The organism is Streptomyces sp. NPDC014889 (genome assembly GCF_043081205.1).
GTDB lineage: Bacteria > Actinomycetota > Actinomycetes > Streptomycetales > Streptomycetaceae > Streptomyces.
The window spans coordinates 237,043-256,641 of sequence record NZ_JBIBWH010000001.1 but is presented as its reverse complement, the minus strand read 5'-3'; the positions used below and the strand labels follow the sequence as shown (position 1 = coordinate 256,641).

Genomic DNA, 19,599 nt, shown 5'->3' with positions numbered 1-19,599 from the left:
GGAGTTACAGTCACCGCTGGGCTTCCACCAGAGCCTCACGCCCTGTCCTGCCAAAGACCTAGGGCACCCCCGAACCCTTACCGATGAGGGAACCCCCTTCGACTGAGGAAGGCGGCGACATGACCGACCCCAACGCCATCCAGCCGAGCGAGCTCGACCAGCTCCCGGACCGCGACCCCGAGGAGACCGCCGAATGGCAGGCCTCCCTGGACGCCGTCGCCCAGGCGGCCGGGCCGCACCGTGCCGCGTATCTGATGCGCCGCACGCTGGAGCGCGCCGAGGGCGCCGGCGTCGTCCTGCCGAAGCTTCTCGAGACGGACTACGTCAACTCCATCCCGACCGCCGCCGAGCCGGCCGTCACCGGTGACGAGGCCATGGAGGCCCGGATCACCGCGTGGAACCGCTGGAACGCGGCGGCGATGGTGACCCGCGGCAGCAAGTACGGCGTCGGCGGCCACATCGCCACCTTCGCCTCCGCGGCCTGGCTGTACGAGACCGGCTTCAACCACTTCTTCCACGGCAAGGAGGGCGACGGTTCCGGCGACCAGCTGTACATCCAGGGCCACGCCTCCCCGGGCATCTACGCCCGCGCCTTCCTGGACGGCCGGCTGACCGAGCAGCACCTGGACAACTTCCGCCAGGAGGCCGGCGGCAACGGTCTGCCCTCCTACCCGCACCCGCGCCGTCTGCCCTGGCTGTGGGAGTTCCCGACGGTGTCGATGGGCCTCGGCCCGATCTCCGCCATCTACCAGGCCCGGTTCAACCGCTACCTGACCAGCCGCGGCATCAAGGACGTCTCCGACTCCCACGTCTGGGCGTTCCTCGGCGACGGCGAGATGGACGAGCCGGAGTCCACCACGGCGCTGACGCTCGCCTCCCGCGAAGGCCTGGACAACCTGACCTTCGTCATCAACTGCAACCTCCAGCGCCTGGACGGCCCGGTCCGCGCCAACTTCAAGATCGTGCAGGAGCTGGAGGCCCTCTTCCGCGGCGCCGGCTGGCACGTGATCAAGACGCTGTGGGGTTCCGCCTGGGACGAGCTGTTCGCCCTGGACACCACGGGCGCGCTGGTACGCCGGCTGCGCGAGGTACCGGACGCGCAGATCCAGACGTACCAGACCCGCGACGCCGCCTACATCCGCCAGGACTTCTTCGGGGCCGACCCGGCGCTGGCCGAGATGGCGAAGCTGCTGAGCGACGACAAGATCACCGAGTGCTTCCACTTCTCGCGCGGCGGTCACGAGGCGCGCAAGGTCTTCGCCGCCTACAAGGCCGCCCTGGCGCACAAGGGCGCGCCGACGGTGATCCTGGCCCAGACGGTCAAGGGCCACACCCTCGGCACGGGCTTCGCGTCGAAGAACGCCAACCACCAGATGAAGAAGCTCTCGGTGGACGAGTTCAAGCAGATGCGCGACCTGCTGGAGCTGCCCATCCCGGACAGCGCCTTCGCCGACGGCCAGGTCCCCTACGGCCACCCCGGCGCCGACTCCCCCGAGGTGCGCTACCTCCAGGAGCGCCGCGCGGCCCTCGGCGGCCCCGCCCCGGCCCGCCGCGTCCACCCGGTCGCCCCGCTGCCCGCCCCCGCCGACAAGGCGTTCGCCGCCTTCGACAAGGGCTCCGGTTCGCAGAGCGTGGCCACCACCATGGCGTTCGTCCGCCTGGTCAAGGACCTGGTCCGCGACAAGGAGACCGGCAAGCGCTGGGTGCCGATCGTCCCCGACGAGGCGCGCACCTTCGGCATGGAGTCGCTGTTCCCCTCGCTCGGCATCTACTCGCCCAAGGGCCAGACGTACGAGCCGGTCGACCGCGACCAGCTGATGTACTACAAGGAGGCCAAGAACGGCCAGATCCTCAACGAGGGGATCACCGAGGCCGGCTCGATGGCCGACTTCATCGCCGCATCGTCGTCGTACTCGACGCACGGCGAGGCGATGATCCCGTTCTACATCTTCTACTCGATGTTCGGCTGGCAGCGCACGGCCGACCAGATGTGGCAGCTCGGCGACCAGCTCGGCCGCGGCTTCCTGGTCGGCGCCACCGCGGGCCGCACCACCCTCACGGGTGAGGGTCTGCAGCACGCCGACGGCCACTCGCCGGTCATCGCGGCGACCAACCCGGCCGCGCTGACCTACGACCCGGCGTTCGCCTACGAGGTCGCGGCCATCGTCAAGGACGGTCTGCGCCGGATGTACGGCCAGGCCGAGCCCGGCGAGGACCAGGACGTCTTCTACTACCTGACGGTCTACAACGAGCCGCTGCCGCAGCCCGCCAAGCCGTCCGCCCCCGGCATCGACGAGGGCATCGTCAAGGGTCTGTACCGCTTCAACACGGCGGAGTCCGCGGGCCTGACGGTCCCGGCGAACGCGCCGCGGATCCAGCTGCTCGGCTCCGGCACGGCGATCCACTGGGCGCTGGCCGCCCAGCGGATGCTGGCCGAGGAGTGGGGCGTGGCCGCCGACGTGTGGTCCGCGACCTCCTGGGGCGAGCTGCGCCGGGACGCCATGGAGGCCGACGCGGCGCTGCTGCGCGGCGAGGAGCGGGTGCCGTTCGTCCGCCGGGCGCTCCAGGGCGCCGACGGCCCGGTCCTCGCGGTCTCCGACTACATGCGCCAGGTCCCGGACCAGATCGCGCAGTGGGTGGAGCAGGACTACACCTCGCTGGGCACCGACGGCTTCGGTCTGTCGGACACCCGGGACGCCGCCCGCCGCCACTTCGGCGTCGACGCCCAGTCGATCGCCGTCGCGGCCCTGGCCCAGCTCGCCCGGCGCGGCGAGGTGAAGGCCTCGGCGGTCAAGGAGGCCCGGGAGAAGTACGGCCTGTGAGGCGCATCGCGTGAACGACGAAGGGGTACGGCCCGCGGCCGTACCCCTTCGTCGTTCCGGTGTCCACCGCCGCCGGCCCGGCATGATGGCCGTATGCGTGCCGCCCGTCTGATCAAAATGGTGCTGCTGCTCCAGTCGCGGCCCGTCATGACCGCCGCCGAGCTCGCCCGGGAACTGGAGGTGTCGGAGCGTACCGTCACGCGGGACGCGCAGGCGCTGTCGGAGGCGGGCGTGCCGGTGTACGCCGACCGGGGGCGGGCCGGGGGCTACCGGCTGGTCGGCGGTTACCGCACCCGGCTGACCGGCCTCGACCGCGGTGAGGCGGAGGCGCTGTTCCTCAGCGGTGTGCCGGGAGCGCTGCGGGAGATGGGGCTCGAGGACGCCGCCTCGGCCGCCCGGCTGAAGGTGTCCGCGGCCCTGCTCCCCTCCCTGCGCGACGCCTCCCGTACGGCGGCGCAGCGCTTCCACCTGGACGCGCCCGACTGGTTCCGTGAGCCGAAGACGCCCGAGCTGCTGCCGGCGGTCGCGGAGGCGGTGTGGGACGACCGGCGGATCACCGCGCGCTACCGGCGCGGTGAGGAGGAGGTCGTACGGGAGCTGGAGCCGTACGGGCTCGTGCTCAAGGCGGGCGTGTGGTACGTGTGCGCCCGGGTCGTCGGCCCCGGCTCCTTCCGGGTGTACCGCGTGGACCGTTTCGCGGCCGTCGACGCGGGCGCGGGGAAGCGTTTCGAACGGGACGGCGGCTTCGACCTGCCCGCCTTCTGGGAGGAGCGGGCCGCGCAGTTCGCGCGGTCCGTGCTGCGCGCCGAGGTGGTGGTGCGGCTGTCCGAGGAGGGCGTACGGCGGCTGCCGCACGCCGTGGGTCCGGTGCCGGCCCGGGCGGCGCTGGAGGCCGTCGGGGCGGCGGCCGGCCGCGACGGGCGCGGGTGGGTGACGGTGACCCTGCCGGTGGAGTCCGAAGAGGTCGCCCACCAGCAGCTCACGGCGCTCGGGCCGGAGGCCGAGGTGCTGGCCCCCGAGGCGCTGCGGGAGCGTTTCGCGCGTGACGCCGAGCGGCTGGCCGCGCTGTACCGCCCCTGACGGCCCGGCGCACTCCGCGTGCGCCCCCCGGCGCGAGGGCCGATGCTTGAAGCCGTGATGGACGAGACGGAGTTCTGGGAGCTGATCGACGGCAGCCGCGAGGCCGCCGAGGGCGATCCGGAGGAGCAGGCCGACCTGCTCGTCGAACGGCTGCTGGGCTGCGACCCCGAGGTGGTCCTGGACTTCGCCCGTCACTTCGAGTCCCGGTACAACCGGGCCTACCGCTGGGATCTGTGGGGCGCCGCCTGGGTGCTCCTGGACGGCGCCAGCGACGACGCCTTCGACTTCTTCCGGTGCTGGCTGATCGGCCAGGGCCGGGAGGTCTTCGAGGGCGCCCTGCACGACCCGGACTCGCTCGCCGAGCTGCTGGACGACTTCGACGAGGAGGTCGACGGCGACGCCGAGGATCTCGGCTACGCGGCCGACGAGGCCTACGAGCAGCTCACCGGCACGGTCGCCCCCGACCTCGGCATCCCCGCCGCCCCGGCGGAGCCGGAGGGCACCCCGGTCGACTTCGAGGACGACCGGGCGCTGGCGCTGCGCTATCCGAAGCTGTGGGACCGGTTCCGTGACTAGTGCCGGGCGTCACGGCGGGCCCGCGGGCTCCCCGTGACGTCCCGCGAAAGACTCGGCACAACGGGCATGGGCCCACTGCCGGGCGGCTCCGGTCCGTCCGCGATGTACGTTCTGCCACCTGGTGGAACCATCGTCCTGGTCCAGGACGTTTCTGTGGGTACACGTACACGTGGCCGGTCCCCGGATCCACGTGCACGTGGCTGATCACTGGGACCGTCCCGTGCGTATGTGGGGATCCGAGGAGAAAGGCGGCCCGAGTGGACCTGCTCGACCTGCTGTTGGTGCTGGTGATCCTCGTCTACGCCGCGTCCGGCTATCGGCGGGGGCTGGTGGCCGGCTGTGTGTCGCTGGCCGGTTTCGTCGGCGGCGCCGTCGTCGGCGTGTGGATCCTGCCGTGGGTGATGGACTTCGTCACGCGCGGGACGACCACGGCGACGGTCACCGCCGTGCTCACGGTGCTGGTGCCGGCCGTGGTGGGGCACGAGCTGGCGGGCCGTCTGGCGCTGCGGCTGCGGCGCGAGCTGGACCGGGGACCGCTGCGCGTGGCCGACGGCATCGGCGGGGCCGCCGCCAACACGGTGGCGGTGCTGATCGTGGCCTGGGTGGCCGCGAGCGTCCTGGCCGCCTCCTCGACCCCGGTGGTGACGACGGCGATACGCGACTCCCGGCTTCTGGGCGCCGTGCAGAACGCGATGCCGGACACCACCCCGGCCTGGTTCTCGCGCGCCACCTCCGCGCTGACCGAGGCGGGCTTCCCGCAGGTCTTCAACCCGTTCGAGAACGAGCCGGCGGCGGGCGTCGCCCGGCCCACCGGGGACAGCGTCACGGAGAACGCGACGAACGCCGCCCGGTTCAGCACGGTCAAGATCGAGGGCGCCGCGGGCAACCAGGGCCGCGAGGGCAGCGGCTTCGTGTACGCGCCGGAGCGTGTGATGACCAACGCCCACGTGGTGGCGGGCATCGACGACCCGGCCGTACGGATCGGCGGCGTCGGGCGGTCCTACCAGGCGCGGGTGGTGCTGTTCGACCCGCACCGGGACGTCGCCGTGCTCTACGTCCCCGGGCTGAAAGCCCCCGTGCTGCGGTTCGACGACACCGCCGCGCGCGGGGACTCGGCGGTGGTCGCCGGCTATCCGCAGGACGGCGACCTGAACCTCCAGGCGGCGACGGTCGCCAACCGGATCCGGGCGACGGGCCAGAACATCTACAACAGCGGCACAGTCACCCGGGAGATCTACTCCATCCGCTCCACGGTCCGCCCCGGCAACTCCGGCGGTCCGCTGCTCACCACGGACGGCCGGGTGTTCGGCGTGGTGTTCGCCCGCTCCACCTCCGACAACGAGACGGGGTACGTCCTGACCGCGGCCGAGGTCGCCCCGGACGCGCGGAGCGCGGCACACGCGACCGCGCCGGTGGGCACGGGCCGCCTGGTGACCTCGTGACCCCGGGGCCTGCCGGCTGCTCGGGTCTGCCGGCTCACAGGAAGCGGCCCATGAGGACGTCGTCGACGTAGGCGCCGTCCAGGTGGAACTCCTCCGGCTGGACGCCCTCCACCACGAAGCCCTCGGACTCGTACAGTTTGCGGGCGGGGGTGTTGTGGCCCAGCACCCGGAGGGTGATGCGGCGGGCGCCCTGGCGGCGGGCCTCCTCGACGGCGGCGCGCAGCAGGGCGCGCCCCACCCCGGCGCCGCGGGCCTCCTCGGCCACGGCGAGGCCGCGGATCTGCCGGACGTGCGCGTTCGACGCCAGGCCGGTGGGGAAGCCGAGGCGGATGTATCCGACCAGCCGGCCGTCGAGTTCGGCGACCAGGTGGTCGCGCGGCCCCGACCGGTGGGTGAAGAAGGGCTCGTAGGGGCGGCACGGGGCCGGGGCCACCGCGTGCGTCGTGGACCAGGTCTCGCGGTCGAGCCGGCCGAGGCCGTCCTCGTCGTCGGGGGTGGCGTTGCGTATGAGGGGAACCGGCATGGCGGTCACTCTACGGCGCGGATCTGACCGGGCCGCCGGGATTTCTGTGGCGCGGCGGGCAGGATGAGCGCATGGAACGTGCGCGAATCGCGGTGGCCGGCGCGTCCGGTCTGATCGGCAGTGCCCTGGCGCGGTCCCTGGCCGCCGACGGGCACGAGGTGGTGCGCCTGGTGCGCCGTTCGGCCCGTGCCGAGGACGAGGTCTGCTGGGATCCCGCCGGCGGGTACGTGGACGCGGCGGGGCTCGCCGGGTGCGACGCGGTCGTCAACCTGGCGGGCGCGGGCGTGGGCGACCACCGGTGGACGCGGGAGTACAAGAAGGCGATCCGGGACAGCCGGGTGCTCGGCACGGCGGCGCTCGCCGAGGCCGTGGCCGCCCTGGACACGCCCCCGCGGGTGTTCGTCGGCGGCAGCGCGATCGGCTACTACGGCGACACCGGCGAGCGCGCCGTCGACGAGGACGCGCCGCCCGGGGAGGGTTTCCTGCCGGAGCTGTGCGTGGAGTGGGAGCGGGCCGCGGCTCCGGCACGGGATGCGGGCGTGCGGACGGTGTTCGCCCGCACCGGGCTGGTGGTGGCCCGTGAGGGCGGGGCGTGGGGGCGGCTGTTCCCGCTGTTCAAGGCCGGGTTGGGCGGGCGGATGGGAGACGGGCGGCAGTTCTGGTCGTTCATCGCGCTGCACGACGAGGTGGCGGCGCTGCGCCATCTGCTGGACACCGAGAGCCTGTCCGGGCCGGTCAACCTGACCGCGCCGCAGCCGCTGACGAACCGTGAGATCACCGCGGCCATGGGCCGGGTGCTGCGGCGGCCGACGCCGTTCCCCGTGCCGGCGCCGGTGCTGCGCGCGGTGCTCGGGGAGATGGCGGGCGATGTGCTGGGCAGTGCGCGGGTGGTGCCGAAGCGGCTGCTGGAGTCGGGGTTCTCGTTCGCGTTTCCGGGGATCGAGGACGCCGTCCGTGCCGCGCTGTGACGCCTGTGACATCTCGCCGTGCCACCTTGCGACCGTGTGCGACCGCCGTGCGACCGTGCCCTGTCGATGCGCGACTGTCCCTGACCGCACACGGCCCTAATCTCGACGCGAACTCGGGTATTCCTGACGCCGGTCGCGGGCATCACCGCTCCACCGGCCGCGCAACCTCGAGGAGGGGCACGTGCTTGAGCCCGCGTATCAGGCGGACGTCGTCGTCGTGGGGGCCGGGGTCGCCGGACTCGCGGCAGCGCATCGACTGACCAGCGCAGGAGTGACGACCGCGGTACTGGAAGCCGCCCCTTACGTCGGCGGCCGCATGTCGACCGAGAAGGTCGACGGGTTCCGGCTCGACCGGATCGGACAGCTGCTGAACACGTCGTATCCCCAACTGGCCCTGAGCCCGGGGCTCGACGCGCTCGTGTTGCGTCCCTTCGCGGCCGGGGTCCTGCTGCACAACGACGGACGGCATTTCCGCGCGGGCGCTCCGGCGCACGGCGGGAGCGCAAGGAGCGCACTTCACGTAGTGCGCGCCCTGGCGAGCGCCCCCCGCCCGCCGGTCCCCCGGCCCTCCGCTCCCGGCTCGTCCGTCCCCCGTTCGTCCGCCGCGCCCTTCTTCGACGGTGTGCCTGCCGGGCGCCGCGGGATCGGCGCGCCGCTGCGGCTGCGCTCCGCGCTCGGCCGGATCGCCGCCACACCGGTCGAACGGCTGCTGTCGCGCCCCGAGCTGACCGCCCGGGAGGCGCTGGCCGCCCGCGGCCTGCCCGCCCGCACCGTCGACGGGTTCCTGCGTCCGCTGCTCGCCGCCCTGTTGTGCGACCCGGAGCTCACCACGTCCAGCCGCTGCGCGGACCTCGCCCTGCACTCCTTCGCCAGCGGCCGGCTGTGCCTGCCGGAGGGCGGCGCCGAGGTCCTGCCGGAAATACTCGCGCGCACCCTGCCGCCCGGCACCGTGCACACCGGCGTACGGGTCACCTCGGTCTCCACGACCGCGGTCACCACCGCCGAGCACGGCGAGATCCGCTGCCGGGCCGTGCTGGTCGCCACCGACGCGCGCGCCGCCGCGGAGCTGCTGCCCGGCCTCCGGGTACCGGACTTCCACCCGGTGACGGTGGTCCACCACACGACCGACGAGCCCCCGGAGACGGGCGGGTACCTGCTGCTCGACGCCGACCGCGGCGGCCCGGTGGCGCACACGGCGGTGGTCAGCCGCGTCGACCCCGCCCGCGCGCCCGCCGGCCGGGCCCTGGTGTCGTCGACGGTCCTGGGCGTGCCCCCGGCCGACACCGACACGGCCGTACGCCGCCATCTGTCCCGCCTCTACGGCACCTCCACGGCCCGCTGGGAGACGCTCGCCGTGCACCACACCGCGGAGGCCGTTCCCGCCATGCGCCCGCCGCACGACATGAGGCGCCCGGTACGGCTGCTGGCGGGCCTGTACGTGTGCGGCGACCACCGGGACACCAGCACCGTCCAGGGGGCGCTGCACTCGGCCCACCGGGCCGCTGCGGCGATCCTGGGCGACCTGGGCGCCGGCCGCCCGATGCACCGCGCGGACCCGACGGCACGAGCGGCCGCCTGAGACCCGGCCCCGGCACCTGGGGCAGAGGCCCGGCACCACCACCGGGCCTCTGCCCGGGCCTCAGCCCAAGGCCGCCACCCTGTCCCGGTAGCCGCGTACGGGGGTCGCGTCCCTGTACGGCTCCAGGCGGCGTTCGAAGTCCTTGACGTACTCCACCGCCCGTACCGAGCGCATGTCGGCGGCCTGGGCCGCCGCCTCGGCGGCCAGGCGGCAGGCCTGGTCCAGGTCGCCGAGGCCGAGACGGGCGGTGGCCAGGACCACCCGGCAGAACAGCCGGCTGCGGGCGTGCGCCGGTGCGCGGAGCTGGAGGGCGCGCTCGGCGTGCTGGGCGGCGGCGCGGTACTGCTGGAGGTCCCGGTGGCAGTGCCCGGACTCGTCGGCCAGCCGGCCCTCGTCGAAGCGGGCCCAGGAGGGCACCTCGTCCCCGGGCCTGGCCGCCTCCAGGGAGCGCTCCGCGCGCACCAGGGACGCGGTGCAGGCGCGCACTTCGCCCAGCACGCCGTGCCCGCGCGCCTCGGCGGCGTGCAGCAGCGCCTGCATCGCGGGCGGGGCCGAGCCGCCGAGCCCCTGCTGGGCCACCCGCGCGAGCTGCACGGCCTCCCGCCCGTGTCCGAGGTAGACGGCCTGCCGGCTCATGGTGACCAGCACATAGGCGCCGTAGGGCCGGTCCCCGGCGGCCTGGGCGAGCCGCAGTGCCTGCACGAAGTAGCGCTGGGCGAGCCCGTGCGCGGCGATGTCGTACGACGTCCAGCCGGCGAGCCGGGTCAGGTCGGCGGCGGCCCCGAAGAGCCGGCGGCCGGTCTGCTCGCCGTAGGTGCCGCGCAGCATCGGCTCGCACTCGTGCTCCAGATAGCGCACCAGGGCCTGGCGGGCGTGGCCGCCGCCGTACAGGTCGTCGAGGGTGCGGAACAGCTCGCCGACCGAGCGCAGGGCGGCGATGTCGCCGCCGGTGACCTTCAGGCCCGGCTCCCGTCCGGCCGGGACCCGGTCGGCCCGGACCCGCTGCCGGGGCACGCCGGGCACCGAGGGGTCGGGCACGACGAGGGCGGGCCGGTCCGGGCGTCCCTGGACGGGGACCCGGGCGGCCGGTGCCTCCGCGCGGGCGACCCGGTCGTCGGCCCGGCCGATCAGCCAGTCCCGGCTGGGCACGACGAGCCCCGCCGGGGTGAAGGCGATCCTGCGCAGTTCGGCGTGGCTGCCGCAGTCCTTGCGCCACAGCCCGCCGACGATGTCGACGGCCTCCTCCGGGGTGGCGGCGAACTCCAGTCCCGCGTAGACCGGGGCGCAGGCGTCCAGACCGAGGTCCTGGGCGGTCAGACGGCGGCCCAGGCGCCGGGTGAAGACCTCCGCGATGAGGGCGGGCGTGGTCCCGCGCGGCTGCTGGCCGCGCAGCCAGCGGGTGACCGACGTCTTGTCGTATCTGAGGTCGAGCCCGTGTTCGAGACCGAGCTGGTCGACACGACGGGCCAGACCCGCGTTGGAGAATCCCGCTTCTGCGATGAGCGCGGCGAGCTGGCGGTTGGGAGTGCGCTGCGCGGGTCGTTCCGTCATCTGCGGTGCGGTCTCCTGCCTCTCGGGCAGCCACGCGGCCGCGTGGTGTCCGGATTGCCTGTGAGCAGCCCTTATGGCCTCATGAACGGCGCGAATGTAGCGGAGAGTGAGCAGCTGACCGCAGAGTTCGACCACCATTCATCCGATCGTGTGAGGATTGCCCGCGGAGCTGACGCGTTCCGGCCGGACGTACAGTGACGTGGGCACGTTTCGTGCCTTACGACCTTCCAGGGAGGCGTTCGCCGTGAGTGAGCTGCGGTTCGTCCGCATGGGATTCGGTGCCGAGGCCGTGGACTACGTCCAGGCCTGGGACGAGCAGCGCCGGGTGCACGCCGCCCGGTTCGCGGACGAGGTCCCCGACACCGTGCTGCTGCTCGAGCACCCCCCGGTCTACACGGCCGGCCGGCGGACCGAGGACAGCGAGCGCCCGCTCGACGGCACGCCCGTCATCGACGTGGACCGCGGCGGCAAGATCACCTGGCACGGCCCCGGCCAGCTTGTCGGCTACCCGATCCAGAAGCTGCCCCGCCCGGTGGACGTGGTGGCCCACGTGCGCCGCCTCGAGGAGGCGCTGATCCGCGCCTGCGCGGAGTTCGGCCTGGAGACCACGCGGGTCGAGGGGCGCAGCGGCGTGTGGGTGCTGGGCGACCCGGTGGAGCAGCGGCCCACCCTGGGCGGACTGTCCCTGGACTTCGACCCGCGCCTGGCCGACGACGAGTTCGACCCCCGTCTGAACGGTCCGGAGTACGCGCCCTCCAACGCCGGCCAGCGCCGCGAGGACCGCAAGATCGCGGCGATCGGGATCCGGGTCGCCAAGGGCGTCACCATGCACGGCTTCGCGCTGAACGTGAACCCGGACAACAAGTGGTTCGACAAGATCATCCCGTGCGGGATCCGGGACGCGGGCGTGGCCTCGCTGGCGGGCGAGCTCGGCCGGGACGTCACGATCGAGGAGGTGCTGCCGGTCGTCGAACGGCACCTGCGGGACGTCCTGGAGAACGCGGACCTGAAGCCGCGGGAGATCGAGAAGGCCACCGCCTGACCGGGGACCGCCGGGGGGAATGATCCCCCAGGCCCGCAGGTTGGCCTCCCCCACGGGGCGCAACAAGCACGGGCGTACCCTGGTGTACGCCGAAGAATCGAAGCTACAGGGAGCCGGTCGTGTCCGCAGTCGCACCCGACGGACGCAAGATGCTGCGCCTGGAGGTCCGCAACAGCCAGACCCCCATCGAGCGCAAGCCCGAGTGGATCAAGACCCGGGCGAAAATGGGCCCCGAGTACACCAAGATGCAGAACCTCGTGAAGAGCGAGGGCCTGCACACGGTCTGCCAGGAAGCCGGCTGCCCGAACATCTACGAGTGCTGGGAGGACCGCGAGGCGACCTTCCTCATCGGCGGCGACCAGTGCACCCGGCGCTGCGACTTCTGCCAGATCGACACCGGCAAGCCGGAGGCCCTGGACCGCGACGAGCCGCGCCGCGTGGGCGAGTCCGTGGTCACCATGGACCTCAACTACGCCACCATCACCGGCGTCGCCCGCGACGACCTGGAGGACGGCGGCGCCTGGCTGTACGCCGAGACCGTGCGCCAGATCCACCAGCAGACGGCGGACCGCGAGAGCGGCCGTACGAAGGTCGAACTGCTCGCCCCGGACTTCAACGCCGTCCCCGAGCAGCTCGCGGAGGTCTTCGACTCCCGCCCCGAGGTCTTCGCCCACAACGTCGAGACGGTGCCCCGGATCTTCAAGCGGATCCGCCCCGGCTTCCGCTACGAGCGTTCCCTGAAGGTCATCACCGAGGCCCGCGACTTCGGCCTGGTGACCAAGTCCAACCTCATCCTCGGCATGGGCGAGACCCGCGAGGAGGTCGTCGAGGCGCTCAAGCAGCTGCACGACGCGGGCTGCGAGCTGGTCACCATCACCCAGTACCTGCGCCCCTCCGTGCGCCACCACCCGGTGGAGCGGTGGGTCAAGCCGCAGGAGTTCGTGGAGCTGAAGGAGGAGGCCGAGCAGATCGGCTTCTCGGGCGTGATGTCGGGTCCGCTGGTACGGTCCTCCTACCGCGCCGGGCGGCTGTACCGGATGGCCGTCGAGAAGCGGGGCACGTACATCGCCGCCCAGGCGGTCTGACCCGGCTGACCAGCCGTCACCACTCCCGCCCCACCGGCGGGCGGAGAGTGTGTGAAATCGGGCACAAGAACCTACTGCCCGGTAGTGGCCGATACGACGCGGTCCTGACCGTCGCCGCAGATGAGCGCCTCGGCAGGGCCGCGTCAGCCTTTCGGACCGCGGCCGCGAGGCTTCATCGGTGTTTGACCGGCCGGTCACGTCCTGGTAACACCAAGCAGTGACCCTGGACTCACGCCCCGTACACCAAGAGCCGCCACGAGGGGGACCTCCCATGCAGGCCGCGCACGTTCGCGCCACCGCGATCCCGTCCTTCACCGTCGCACTGCGTGCGGTCGAGTCCCTGCTCATGAGCAGCGGCCAGCGCACCGCCCGCCGCAACGCCTGGACCTCCGTCCTGGAGGACCGCCGCCGGGCCAAGGACCGCGTCGAGGCGCAGCGCGTCCTCGACCAGTTCCCCGCCGTCGGCCCCTGATCGCTCCTCCCCACCCCTTCCCACCTGCTGCCCAAGGCCCGCACGGGCACTGCCGTCGAGGGCCGCTCCGGGAGCCACGTAGACTTCGTGGCATGGCGAGGAAGGACAACGCAGCCGAGGCTGCCAACCCCGGGCGACTGAAGCAGATCGCTCTGACCTACAAGATGACCCGCAAGGCCGACAACAAGATCGGTCTGGTACTCGCGGGTGTCTTCATCATCACCTTCGGTGTCCTTCTCGGGATCGGCTTCGCGATCGGCCACCCCGTCTACCTCGGCATCCTGGGCCTGCTGCTCGCCTTCCTCGCGACGGCGATCATCTTCGGACGCCGGGCCGAGCGCGCCGCGTTCGGGCAGATGGAGGGCCAGCCGGGCGCCGCCGCGGCGGTCCTGGACAACGTGGGCCGCGGCTGGACCACCACTCCGGCGGTGGCCATGAACCGCAGCCAGGACGTGGTGCACCGAGCGGTCGGCAAGGCCGGCATCGTGCTGGTCGCCGAGGGCAACCCGAACCGGGTGAAGTCCCTGCTCGCCGCCGAGAAGAAGAAGATGAACCGGATCGTCGCGGACGTCCCGGTGCACGACGTGATGGTGGGCAACGGCGAGGGCCAGGTCCCGCTGAAGAAGCTGCGCACGACCCTGCTGAAGTTCCCGCGCGTGCTGACCGGCCCGCAGGTCACCGCCACCAACGACCGGCTGCGCGCCCTCGGCGACCTGATGAGCAACATGCCGGTGCCGAAGGGTCCGATGCCCAAGGGCATGCGGATGCCGAAGGGCGGCCCGAAGACCCGCTGATCCCGCACAGACACCTCTACGACGACGGGGCGCCCGGAGACCACTCTCCGGGCGCCCCGTCGTCGTAGGAACGCTTCTGCTTACGGATACCGCTAGGGCCTGTTGCGAAAGTCCCGCCTGCCTCGCGACGCCATGCACGCCCTCTCGCCGCACCGGGCCCTGACCCAAGTACATCCAGTACGAGGGCCAGGGCCCGGCACGCCGAGAGCACGCACCTGACGCCGCGAGGCCCGCCCTCCGGGCGGACGACGGGACTTTCGCAACAGGCCCTAGATCCGGACCTCCACGGTGCCCGCCAGCCGGTCGTGCAGGCCGCGGCCGTCGCGGTCCCAGATCAGGGCGGGGACGGCCAGGCACAGCAGGACCGTGCGCAGCAGGGCGCGCAGCGGCTGGACGCGGCCGGTGGCGAGGGCGACCACGCGCAGGCCGAACAGGCGCTTGCCGGGCGTGAAGCCGATCGTGCCGACGGTGAGGACGCCCAGCGCCAGGAAGATGAGCAGCGCCCAGTTGCTGGTGGCCTGGTGGTAGCCGTGCGTGATCAGGCCGTAGGCGATCCACAGGCACAGCGCCCAGTCGACGGCCAGCGCGCCGAGCCGCCGGCCCGGACCCGCGATCGAACCGGGTCCCTCCTCCGGCAGCCCCAGTTGCCGACCCCGGTAGCCGAAGTCCGCGCCGGCGTCCTCCATGGCCGCGCGCGGGCCGGACAGCCATGATCCCATTGCTTGCCTGTTGTCCACCCGACCACCGTACTGCGACGCTGGAATCAGGGGGGTCGGCGGGGTGTCCGCGACCGTGACCGCCACCCGAGCCGGTTAACTTCAGCGAAACAAATGAGTCACGCCCGGGAAATCACCCGTCCCTAGGGTCGAGCACAGCGTGTGCCACCGCACCGGCCGCACCAACGATCTACCACCCCGGCGGGACGGTCGGGAGTAGGAGGAGCTGGATGTTCCAGAACGCCGACGAGGCCAAGAAGTACATCGCGGACGAGGACGTCAAGTTCATCGACGTCCGGTTCTGCGACCTGCCGGGCGTCATGCAGCACTTCACGTTGCCCGCCGAGGCGTTCGACCCCGACGAGGAGCAGGCGTTCGACGGGTCCTCGATCCGCGGCTTCCAGGCCATCCACGAGTCCGACATGGCCCTGCGCGCCGACCTGTCCACCGCGCGGGTGGACCCGTTCCGCCGGGACAAGACTCTCAACATCAACTTCTTCATCCACGACCCGATCACCGGCGAGCAGTACTCCCGTGACCCGCGCAACGTGGCGAAGAAGGCCGAGGCGTACCTGGCGTCCACCGGGATCGCCGACACCGCGTTCTTCGGCCCCGAGGCGGAGTTCTACGTCTTCGACAACGTCCGGTTCCGGACCGCCGAGAACGAGTCCTTCTACCACATCGACTCCGAGGCGGGCGCCTGGAACACCGGCGCGCTGGAGGACAACCGCGGCTACAAGGTCCGCTACAAGGGCGGCTACTTCCCCGTCCCGCCGGTCGACCACTTCGCCGACCTGCGCGCGGAGATCTCCCTGGAGCTGGCGAAGAACGGCCTGAAGGTGGAGCGCCAGCACCACGAGGTGGGCACCGCCGGCCAGGCCGAGATCAACTACAAGTTCAACACGCTGCTCGCCGCCGCGGACGACCTCCAGCTCTTCAAGTACATCGTGAAGAACGTCGCCTGGCGCAACGGCAAGACGGCGACCTTCATGCCGAAGCCGATCTTCGGCGACAACGGCTCGGGCATGCACGTCCACCAGTCGCTGTGGAGCAACGGCGAGCCGCTGTTCTACGACGAGGCCGGCTACGCGGGCCTGTCGGACACCGCCCGCTACTACATCGGCGGCATCCTCAGGCACGCCCCGGCGCTGCTCGCCTTCACCAACCCGACGGTGAACTCGTACCACCGCCTGGTGCCGGGCTTCGAGGCCCCGGTGAACCTCGTGTACTCGCAGCGCAACCGCTCCGCCGCGATGCGCATCCCGATCACCGGCTCCAACCCGAAGGCCAAGCGCGTGGAGTTCCGCGCGCCCGACTCCTCCGGCAACCCGTACCTGGCCTTCTCGGCGCTGCTGCTCGCGGGCCTCGACGGCATCAAGAACAAGATCGAGCCGGCCGAGCCGATCGACAAGGACCTGTACGAGCTGGCACCCGAGGAGCACGCCAACGTCGCCCAGGTCCCGACCTCGCTGGAGGCCGTCCTCCAGGCGCTGGAGGACGACCACGAGTTCCTGCTCCAGGGCGACGTGTTCACGTCCGACCTGATCGAGACGTGGGTCGACTTCAAGCGCACGAACGAGATCGCACCACTCCAGCTCCGCCCGCACCCGCACGAGTTCGAGCTGTACTTCGACGTGTGATCGGCGAAGATCTCATGGCGCAGGCCTCACGGTGAGGGCCGCCCCCCGTTTCCGGGGGGCGGCCCTCGGCCGTGGTGGGGTCAGCGGAGCACGGCTCGTGGGGCGGGTCAGCGGACCACGACCACCACCGGGCCGCCGCCGAAGCCGTACCCGTAGCCCCCGTAGCCGGGGCCGAAGCCGTAGCCCGGGCCGAAGCCGTAGCCGGGGCCGAAGAAGCCGCCGCGGCCGAAGCCGCCGCACCAGCGGGACCACCAACCGCAGCCGCCACCGTGGGTGAGGTTGGTGGAGACGGCGGAGACGTGGGCGGGAGCCGTGGCCGGGGTCGCTGCCGAGGCCGTGCCCGCCGCACCGAGGGCGGTGCCGGCCGCCATCAGAACACCGACTGCGGACGTTGCGAGGAGACGCCTTGCACGCTGTGCTTTCATGGGAATACCTTCCTTTCCACCCCCTCGTGCGGGTTCGGGCACGAGAAGAATGGCCGCGGCCGCAGCCGGAAAGGGTTCGGCGGCGCGGTCGTAGGTGTTGCCGCGTGGGTACAGGCGGCAGGGCCCGCGCGGACGCGCTGTCAGCCCCCGTGAGCAGGGTCTTCGGCCGACGCCGGGCCTGTTCCCGGACCGCCGCCCTCACCCATAGAGGCTAGCTTCCCTGCGGGCGCGCAGCATCTCGAGCGATCGCTTCACAGCAACGATCGCTTCACAGCACTCCCGTGGTCAGGGGATGATTCCTCGTCGGCATCAAGGACGGATAAGGACCGGAGAGGTAACGGGGATGACCGAGCACGACGACCTTGAGCGGGAGTTCGATCACCGGTGGGCGCGTGCCGCCGAGCACAAGGAGCCGTCGGCCCGTGCCCGGATGCTCGCCGCGCGCTGGAAGCACAACCCGCCGGGGCCGGTCCCGTTCCGCGCCGACCCCGACCCGGTCGCTCCGCGCCGTTCCTCGTGGATATCCACGGTCCTGGTGCTCGGCTGCGTCGCCGCGGTGATCGTGCTGCTCGGCTACGGCCGGACGCACGGCTACCTCTGAGGCCTTTCGCCGAGTTCCGGGGCCCCCGGGCGCTCACCCCCCGCGCACGCGGGCTCACAGGCGGCTTTTGCCCCTCCTGGAGCTGATCGGGACCGCTTCATGGGCATCCGCAGGTGCACACTGGATGGCGGGACGAGTGCCTGACTGCGGGGTGATGGAAGATGCAGAGCCGCTTCCGGAGCGACCGACGGCTGACCGTGCGCATGGGGGTCACGCTGTTCCTGCTCGGGTTGCTCTACGTGGCGTTCGTGGCCGTGCTGATCGTGCTGCTGAAGTCCTGGGTGCTGGTCGTGGTGATCGCGGCCGGCATGCTCGGCGCCCAGTACTGGTTCTCCGACCGGATCGCCCTGTTCGCGATGCACGGACAGGTGGTGGAGCGTGAGGAGTACCCCCAGCTCCACGCGGTGGTCGACCGGCTGTGCGCCATGGCGGACATGCCCAAGCCGACCGTCGCCGTGTCCAGCATGGACATGCCGAACGCGTTCGCGACCGGGCGGAACCCGGACAACGCCGTGGTATGCGTGACCACGGGGCTGCTGCGGCGGCTGGAACCGGCCGAGCTGGAGGGCGTGCTCGCGCACGAGCTGTCGCACGTGGCGCACAAGGACGTCGCCGTGATCACGGTGGCCTCCTTCCTCGGGGTAGTCGCGGGCCTGGTCGTACGGTTCGCCTTCTATTCGGAGCTGTTCGGCGGGCGCGGACGCAAGGACCAGAACACCCTGGCCCTGTTCGCCATGGTGATGGGCGTCTCCGCGGCCGTGTACGCGATCAGCTTCCTGCTGATCCGGGCACTGTCCCGGTACCGGGAGCTGGCCGCCGACCGGGCGGCGGCGCTGCTGACCGGACGGCCCTCGGCGCTGGCCTCCGCGCTCACCAAGGTGACCGGTGACATCGGCCGGATCCCGTCCGAGGACCTGCGTACCGCACAGGCCTTCAACGCGTTCTACTTCACTCCGGCACTGGGCGCCGAGCCCGGTATCTCCCGGCTGTTCTCCACCCACCCGACCCTGGAGCGGCGGCTGGAGGAGCTGGCGCGGATCTCCGCCGAGCTGGGCGAGGCCGCGACGCCCGGGAAGGCGGGCTGAGGATGGGGCTCCTGGACATTCTCCTCGGCCGTACCAAACCCGCCCTGCCCGACCTCGACCAGTTGTTCGCGCTGCCGTCGGCGGCCGTGACCCTGGAGGCGGCGGCCGGCTTCACCCCGACCGGGCAGGGCGCGGTGTGCTTCGCCACGGTCGAGGGCGCCGCCTTCGAGCAGACGCACCGCGAGGTCCAGGCCCTGCTGGACGCGGACGCCGACCGCGAGGGGCCGCCCGTGGAGCTGTCCCAGGACGCCTACGGCTACTCGTGGCTGGTCTCCCGCCGTGGCCCGGACCAACTGCCCGAGCTGGTCAACGACCTGCACGCGGTCAACAGCGCCATGGAGGTCAACGGCTTCGGCCCCCAGCTCCTGTGCTCCCTGGCCGGCTTCCACGACGACGCCGACCGGCGGCTGGCGCTGGTGTACCTCTACAAGCGGGGCACCTTCTACCCGTTCGCGCCACTGGCCGGCCGGGCACAGCGGCGCGACAACTCCCTGGAACTCCGGGTGAAGGCGGCCCTGGCCGACGATCTGCGCATCGAGCAGGACCTGACCCGCTGGTTCCCGGTGTGGGGCGCCCCCGGCCTGTGACCGGGCCCCGGCGCACGAGCCGGGCCGGCCGCCGCGATGTGTGCGCCGCGCGTCTGGACCTGCTGGCGGCGCAGCTCGTACGGATCCACGGTGTCGTGCCGGACGAGCGCCCCCGGCGGTACGAGGCGTGGACGTCACCGGAGCGGGTGCGTGCCCGGCCTGGTGCGCCGTGGGAGCGTGCGGTGGACGTGCTCCGCCGTGAGCCTCCGGAGTACGAGGGCTGCTTCCTGCACCGTGACTTCCACCCCGGGAACGTGCTGTTCACCGGTGCGGGCGACGATGCGCGGATCAGCGGTGTCGTCGACTGGGTGGAGACCTCGTGGGGTCCCGCCGACCTCGACGTGGCGCACTGCTCGACGGCTCTCGCGCTGCTGCACGGCCCCGAGCACGGCCTGGGTTTCCGGGACCGCTACCAGGCCCACGGGGGACGTCCGCTCGCCGACGGCCCGGCCCACCTGTACTGGCGGCTGCTCAACGCCCTCCATTACGCCCCGGACGCCGCCGCACTCGCCGGCCCGTGGCGCGAACTCGGGCGGACCGACCTCACCCCGGAGGTACTGGAGGACCGGCTGCGGGCGTACGTGCTCGGGCTGATGGAACGGTACGGCTGA

Annotated in this window: 19 protein-coding genes; 15 read left to right on the top strand and 4 right to left on the bottom strand. The window is 72.3% G+C overall.

All coding sequences use genetic code 11. The features are described 5' to 3' along the window. Positions 1-119: 119 nt before the first annotated feature. From aceE to ACF09J_RS01160, 4 genes are all read left to right on the top strand, one after another. Positions 120-2,822, top strand: a complete 2,703-nt coding sequence (gene aceE, locus ACF09J_RS01175; RefSeq protein WP_392303280.1) for a pyruvate dehydrogenase (acetyl-transferring), homodimeric type — start codon at positions 120-122, stop codon at positions 2,820-2,822. A 93-nt stretch (positions 2,823-2,915) separates the two neighbouring features. Further along, the gene (locus ACF09J_RS01170; protein WP_392303279.1) at positions 2,916-3,902 is read left to right on the top strand and encodes a helix-turn-helix transcriptional regulator; all 987 of its coding nucleotides are present in this window, start codon (positions 2,916-2,918) and stop codon (positions 3,900-3,902) included. A 54-nt stretch (positions 3,903-3,956) separates the two neighbouring features. Further along, positions 3,957-4,478 (top strand): DUF4240 domain-containing protein, encoded by a 522-nt coding sequence (locus ACF09J_RS01165; protein ID WP_392303278.1) that lies wholly within the window; start codon positions 3,957-3,959, stop codon positions 4,476-4,478. 257 nt (positions 4,479-4,735) lie between these two features. Then, the gene (locus tag ACF09J_RS01160; protein ID WP_392303277.1) at positions 4,736-5,920 is read left to right on the top strand and encodes a MarP family serine protease; all 1,185 of its coding nucleotides are present in this window, start codon (positions 4,736-4,738) and stop codon (positions 5,918-5,920) included. A gap of 34 nt (positions 5,921-5,954) precedes the next feature. On the opposite strand, the gene ACF09J_RS01155 is transcribed toward ACF09J_RS01160, so the two are convergent. Further along, positions 5,955-6,443 carry a GNAT family N-acetyltransferase gene (locus ACF09J_RS01155; RefSeq protein ID WP_392303276.1) on the bottom strand — a complete coding sequence of 163 codons (489 nt, stop codon included), beginning with the start codon at positions 6,441-6,443 and terminating at the stop codon, positions 5,955-5,957. A 71-nt stretch (positions 6,444-6,514) separates the two neighbouring features. On the opposite strand from ACF09J_RS01155, the gene ACF09J_RS01150 reads away from it, so the two are divergent. Together ACF09J_RS01150 and ACF09J_RS01145 are read left to right on the top strand one after the other, a co-directional pair. Further along, complete coding sequence (locus tag ACF09J_RS01150) at positions 6,515-7,411, top strand: TIGR01777 family oxidoreductase (RefSeq protein ID WP_392303275.1); 897 nt, start codon at positions 6,515-6,517, stop codon at positions 7,409-7,411. Positions 7,412-7,592: 181 nt separating this feature from the next. After that, the gene (locus ACF09J_RS01145) at positions 7,593-8,990 is read left to right on the top strand and encodes an NAD(P)/FAD-dependent oxidoreductase (protein ID WP_392303274.1); all 1,398 of its coding nucleotides are present in this window, start codon (positions 7,593-7,595) and stop codon (positions 8,988-8,990) included. A 60-nt stretch (positions 8,991-9,050) separates the two neighbouring features. Here the strand turns inward: ACF09J_RS01145 and ACF09J_RS01140 are convergent, their stop codons facing one another. Then, positions 9,051-10,541 carry a regulator gene (locus ACF09J_RS01140; RefSeq protein WP_392303273.1) on the bottom strand — a complete coding sequence of 497 codons (1,491 nt, stop codon included), beginning with the start codon at positions 10,539-10,541 and terminating at the stop codon, positions 9,051-9,053. A gap of 244 nt (positions 10,542-10,785) precedes the next feature. On the opposite strand from ACF09J_RS01140, the gene lipB reads away from it, so the two are divergent. The 4 genes from lipB to ACF09J_RS01120 all read left to right on the top strand — a co-directional run bounded on the left by lipB (position 10,786) and on the right by ACF09J_RS01120 (position 13,934). Then, a complete protein-coding gene (lipB, locus tag ACF09J_RS01135) occupies positions 10,786-11,583 on the top strand; it encodes a lipoyl(octanoyl) transferase LipB (RefSeq protein WP_392303272.1) in 798 nt (265 codons plus the stop codon). 119 nt (positions 11,584-11,702) lie between these two features. Next, positions 11,703-12,668, top strand: a complete 966-nt coding sequence (gene lipA / locus ACF09J_RS01130) for a lipoyl synthase (RefSeq protein ID WP_376395133.1) — start codon at positions 11,703-11,705, stop codon at positions 12,666-12,668. A 271-nt stretch (positions 12,669-12,939) separates the two neighbouring features. Continuing rightward, positions 12,940-13,140 (top strand): hypothetical protein, encoded by a 201-nt coding sequence (locus tag ACF09J_RS01125; protein ID WP_392303271.1) that lies wholly within the window; start codon positions 12,940-12,942, stop codon positions 13,138-13,140. Positions 13,141-13,232: 92 nt separating this feature from the next. Then, entirely contained in the window at positions 13,233-13,934 is a 702-nt protein-coding gene (locus tag ACF09J_RS01120) for a DUF4191 domain-containing protein (RefSeq protein ID WP_392303270.1), read from the top strand. 269 nt (positions 13,935-14,203) lie between these two features. On the opposite strand, the gene ACF09J_RS01115 is transcribed toward ACF09J_RS01120, so the two are convergent. Next, positions 14,204-14,671 (bottom strand): RDD family protein, encoded by a 468-nt coding sequence (locus ACF09J_RS01115; RefSeq protein WP_392303269.1) that lies wholly within the window; start codon positions 14,669-14,671, stop codon positions 14,204-14,206. A 209-nt stretch (positions 14,672-14,880) separates the two neighbouring features. Between ACF09J_RS01115 and glnA the strand changes: the two genes are divergently transcribed. After that, entirely contained in the window at positions 14,881-16,290 is a 1,410-nt protein-coding gene (glnA, locus tag ACF09J_RS01110; RefSeq protein ID WP_392303268.1) for a type I glutamate--ammonia ligase, read from the top strand. A gap of 107 nt (positions 16,291-16,397) precedes the next feature. Here glnA and ACF09J_RS01105 read toward each other — a convergent pair whose 3' ends face one another. Beyond that, the gene (locus ACF09J_RS01105; RefSeq protein WP_392303267.1) at positions 16,398-16,661 is read right to left on the bottom strand and encodes a hypothetical protein; all 264 of its coding nucleotides are present in this window, start codon (positions 16,659-16,661) and stop codon (positions 16,398-16,400) included. A 397-nt stretch (positions 16,662-17,058) separates the two neighbouring features. Between ACF09J_RS01105 and ACF09J_RS01100 the strand changes: the two genes are divergently transcribed. The 4 genes from ACF09J_RS01100 to ACF09J_RS01085 all read left to right on the top strand — a co-directional run bounded on the left by ACF09J_RS01100 (position 17,059) and on the right by ACF09J_RS01085 (position 19,599). Further along, positions 17,059-17,316: a hypothetical protein gene (locus ACF09J_RS01100; protein WP_362347754.1), complete on the top strand. Its 258-nt coding sequence runs from the start codon at positions 17,059-17,061 to the stop codon at positions 17,314-17,316. A 161-nt stretch (positions 17,317-17,477) separates the two neighbouring features. Beyond that, positions 17,478-18,401 (top strand): zinc metalloprotease HtpX, encoded by a 924-nt coding sequence (gene htpX, locus ACF09J_RS01095; RefSeq protein ID WP_392303266.1) that lies wholly within the window; start codon positions 17,478-17,480, stop codon positions 18,399-18,401. 2 nt (positions 18,402-18,403) lie between these two features. After that, complete coding sequence (locus ACF09J_RS01090; RefSeq protein WP_392303265.1) at positions 18,404-18,988, top strand: hypothetical protein; 585 nt, start codon at positions 18,404-18,406, stop codon at positions 18,986-18,988. Continuing rightward, on the top strand, positions 18,967-19,599 hold the full coding sequence (locus ACF09J_RS01085) for a phosphotransferase family protein (protein ID WP_392303264.1): 633 nt from the start codon (positions 18,967-18,969) through the stop codon (positions 19,597-19,599). The genes ACF09J_RS01090 and ACF09J_RS01085 overlap by 22 nt, the downstream gene beginning before the upstream one ends.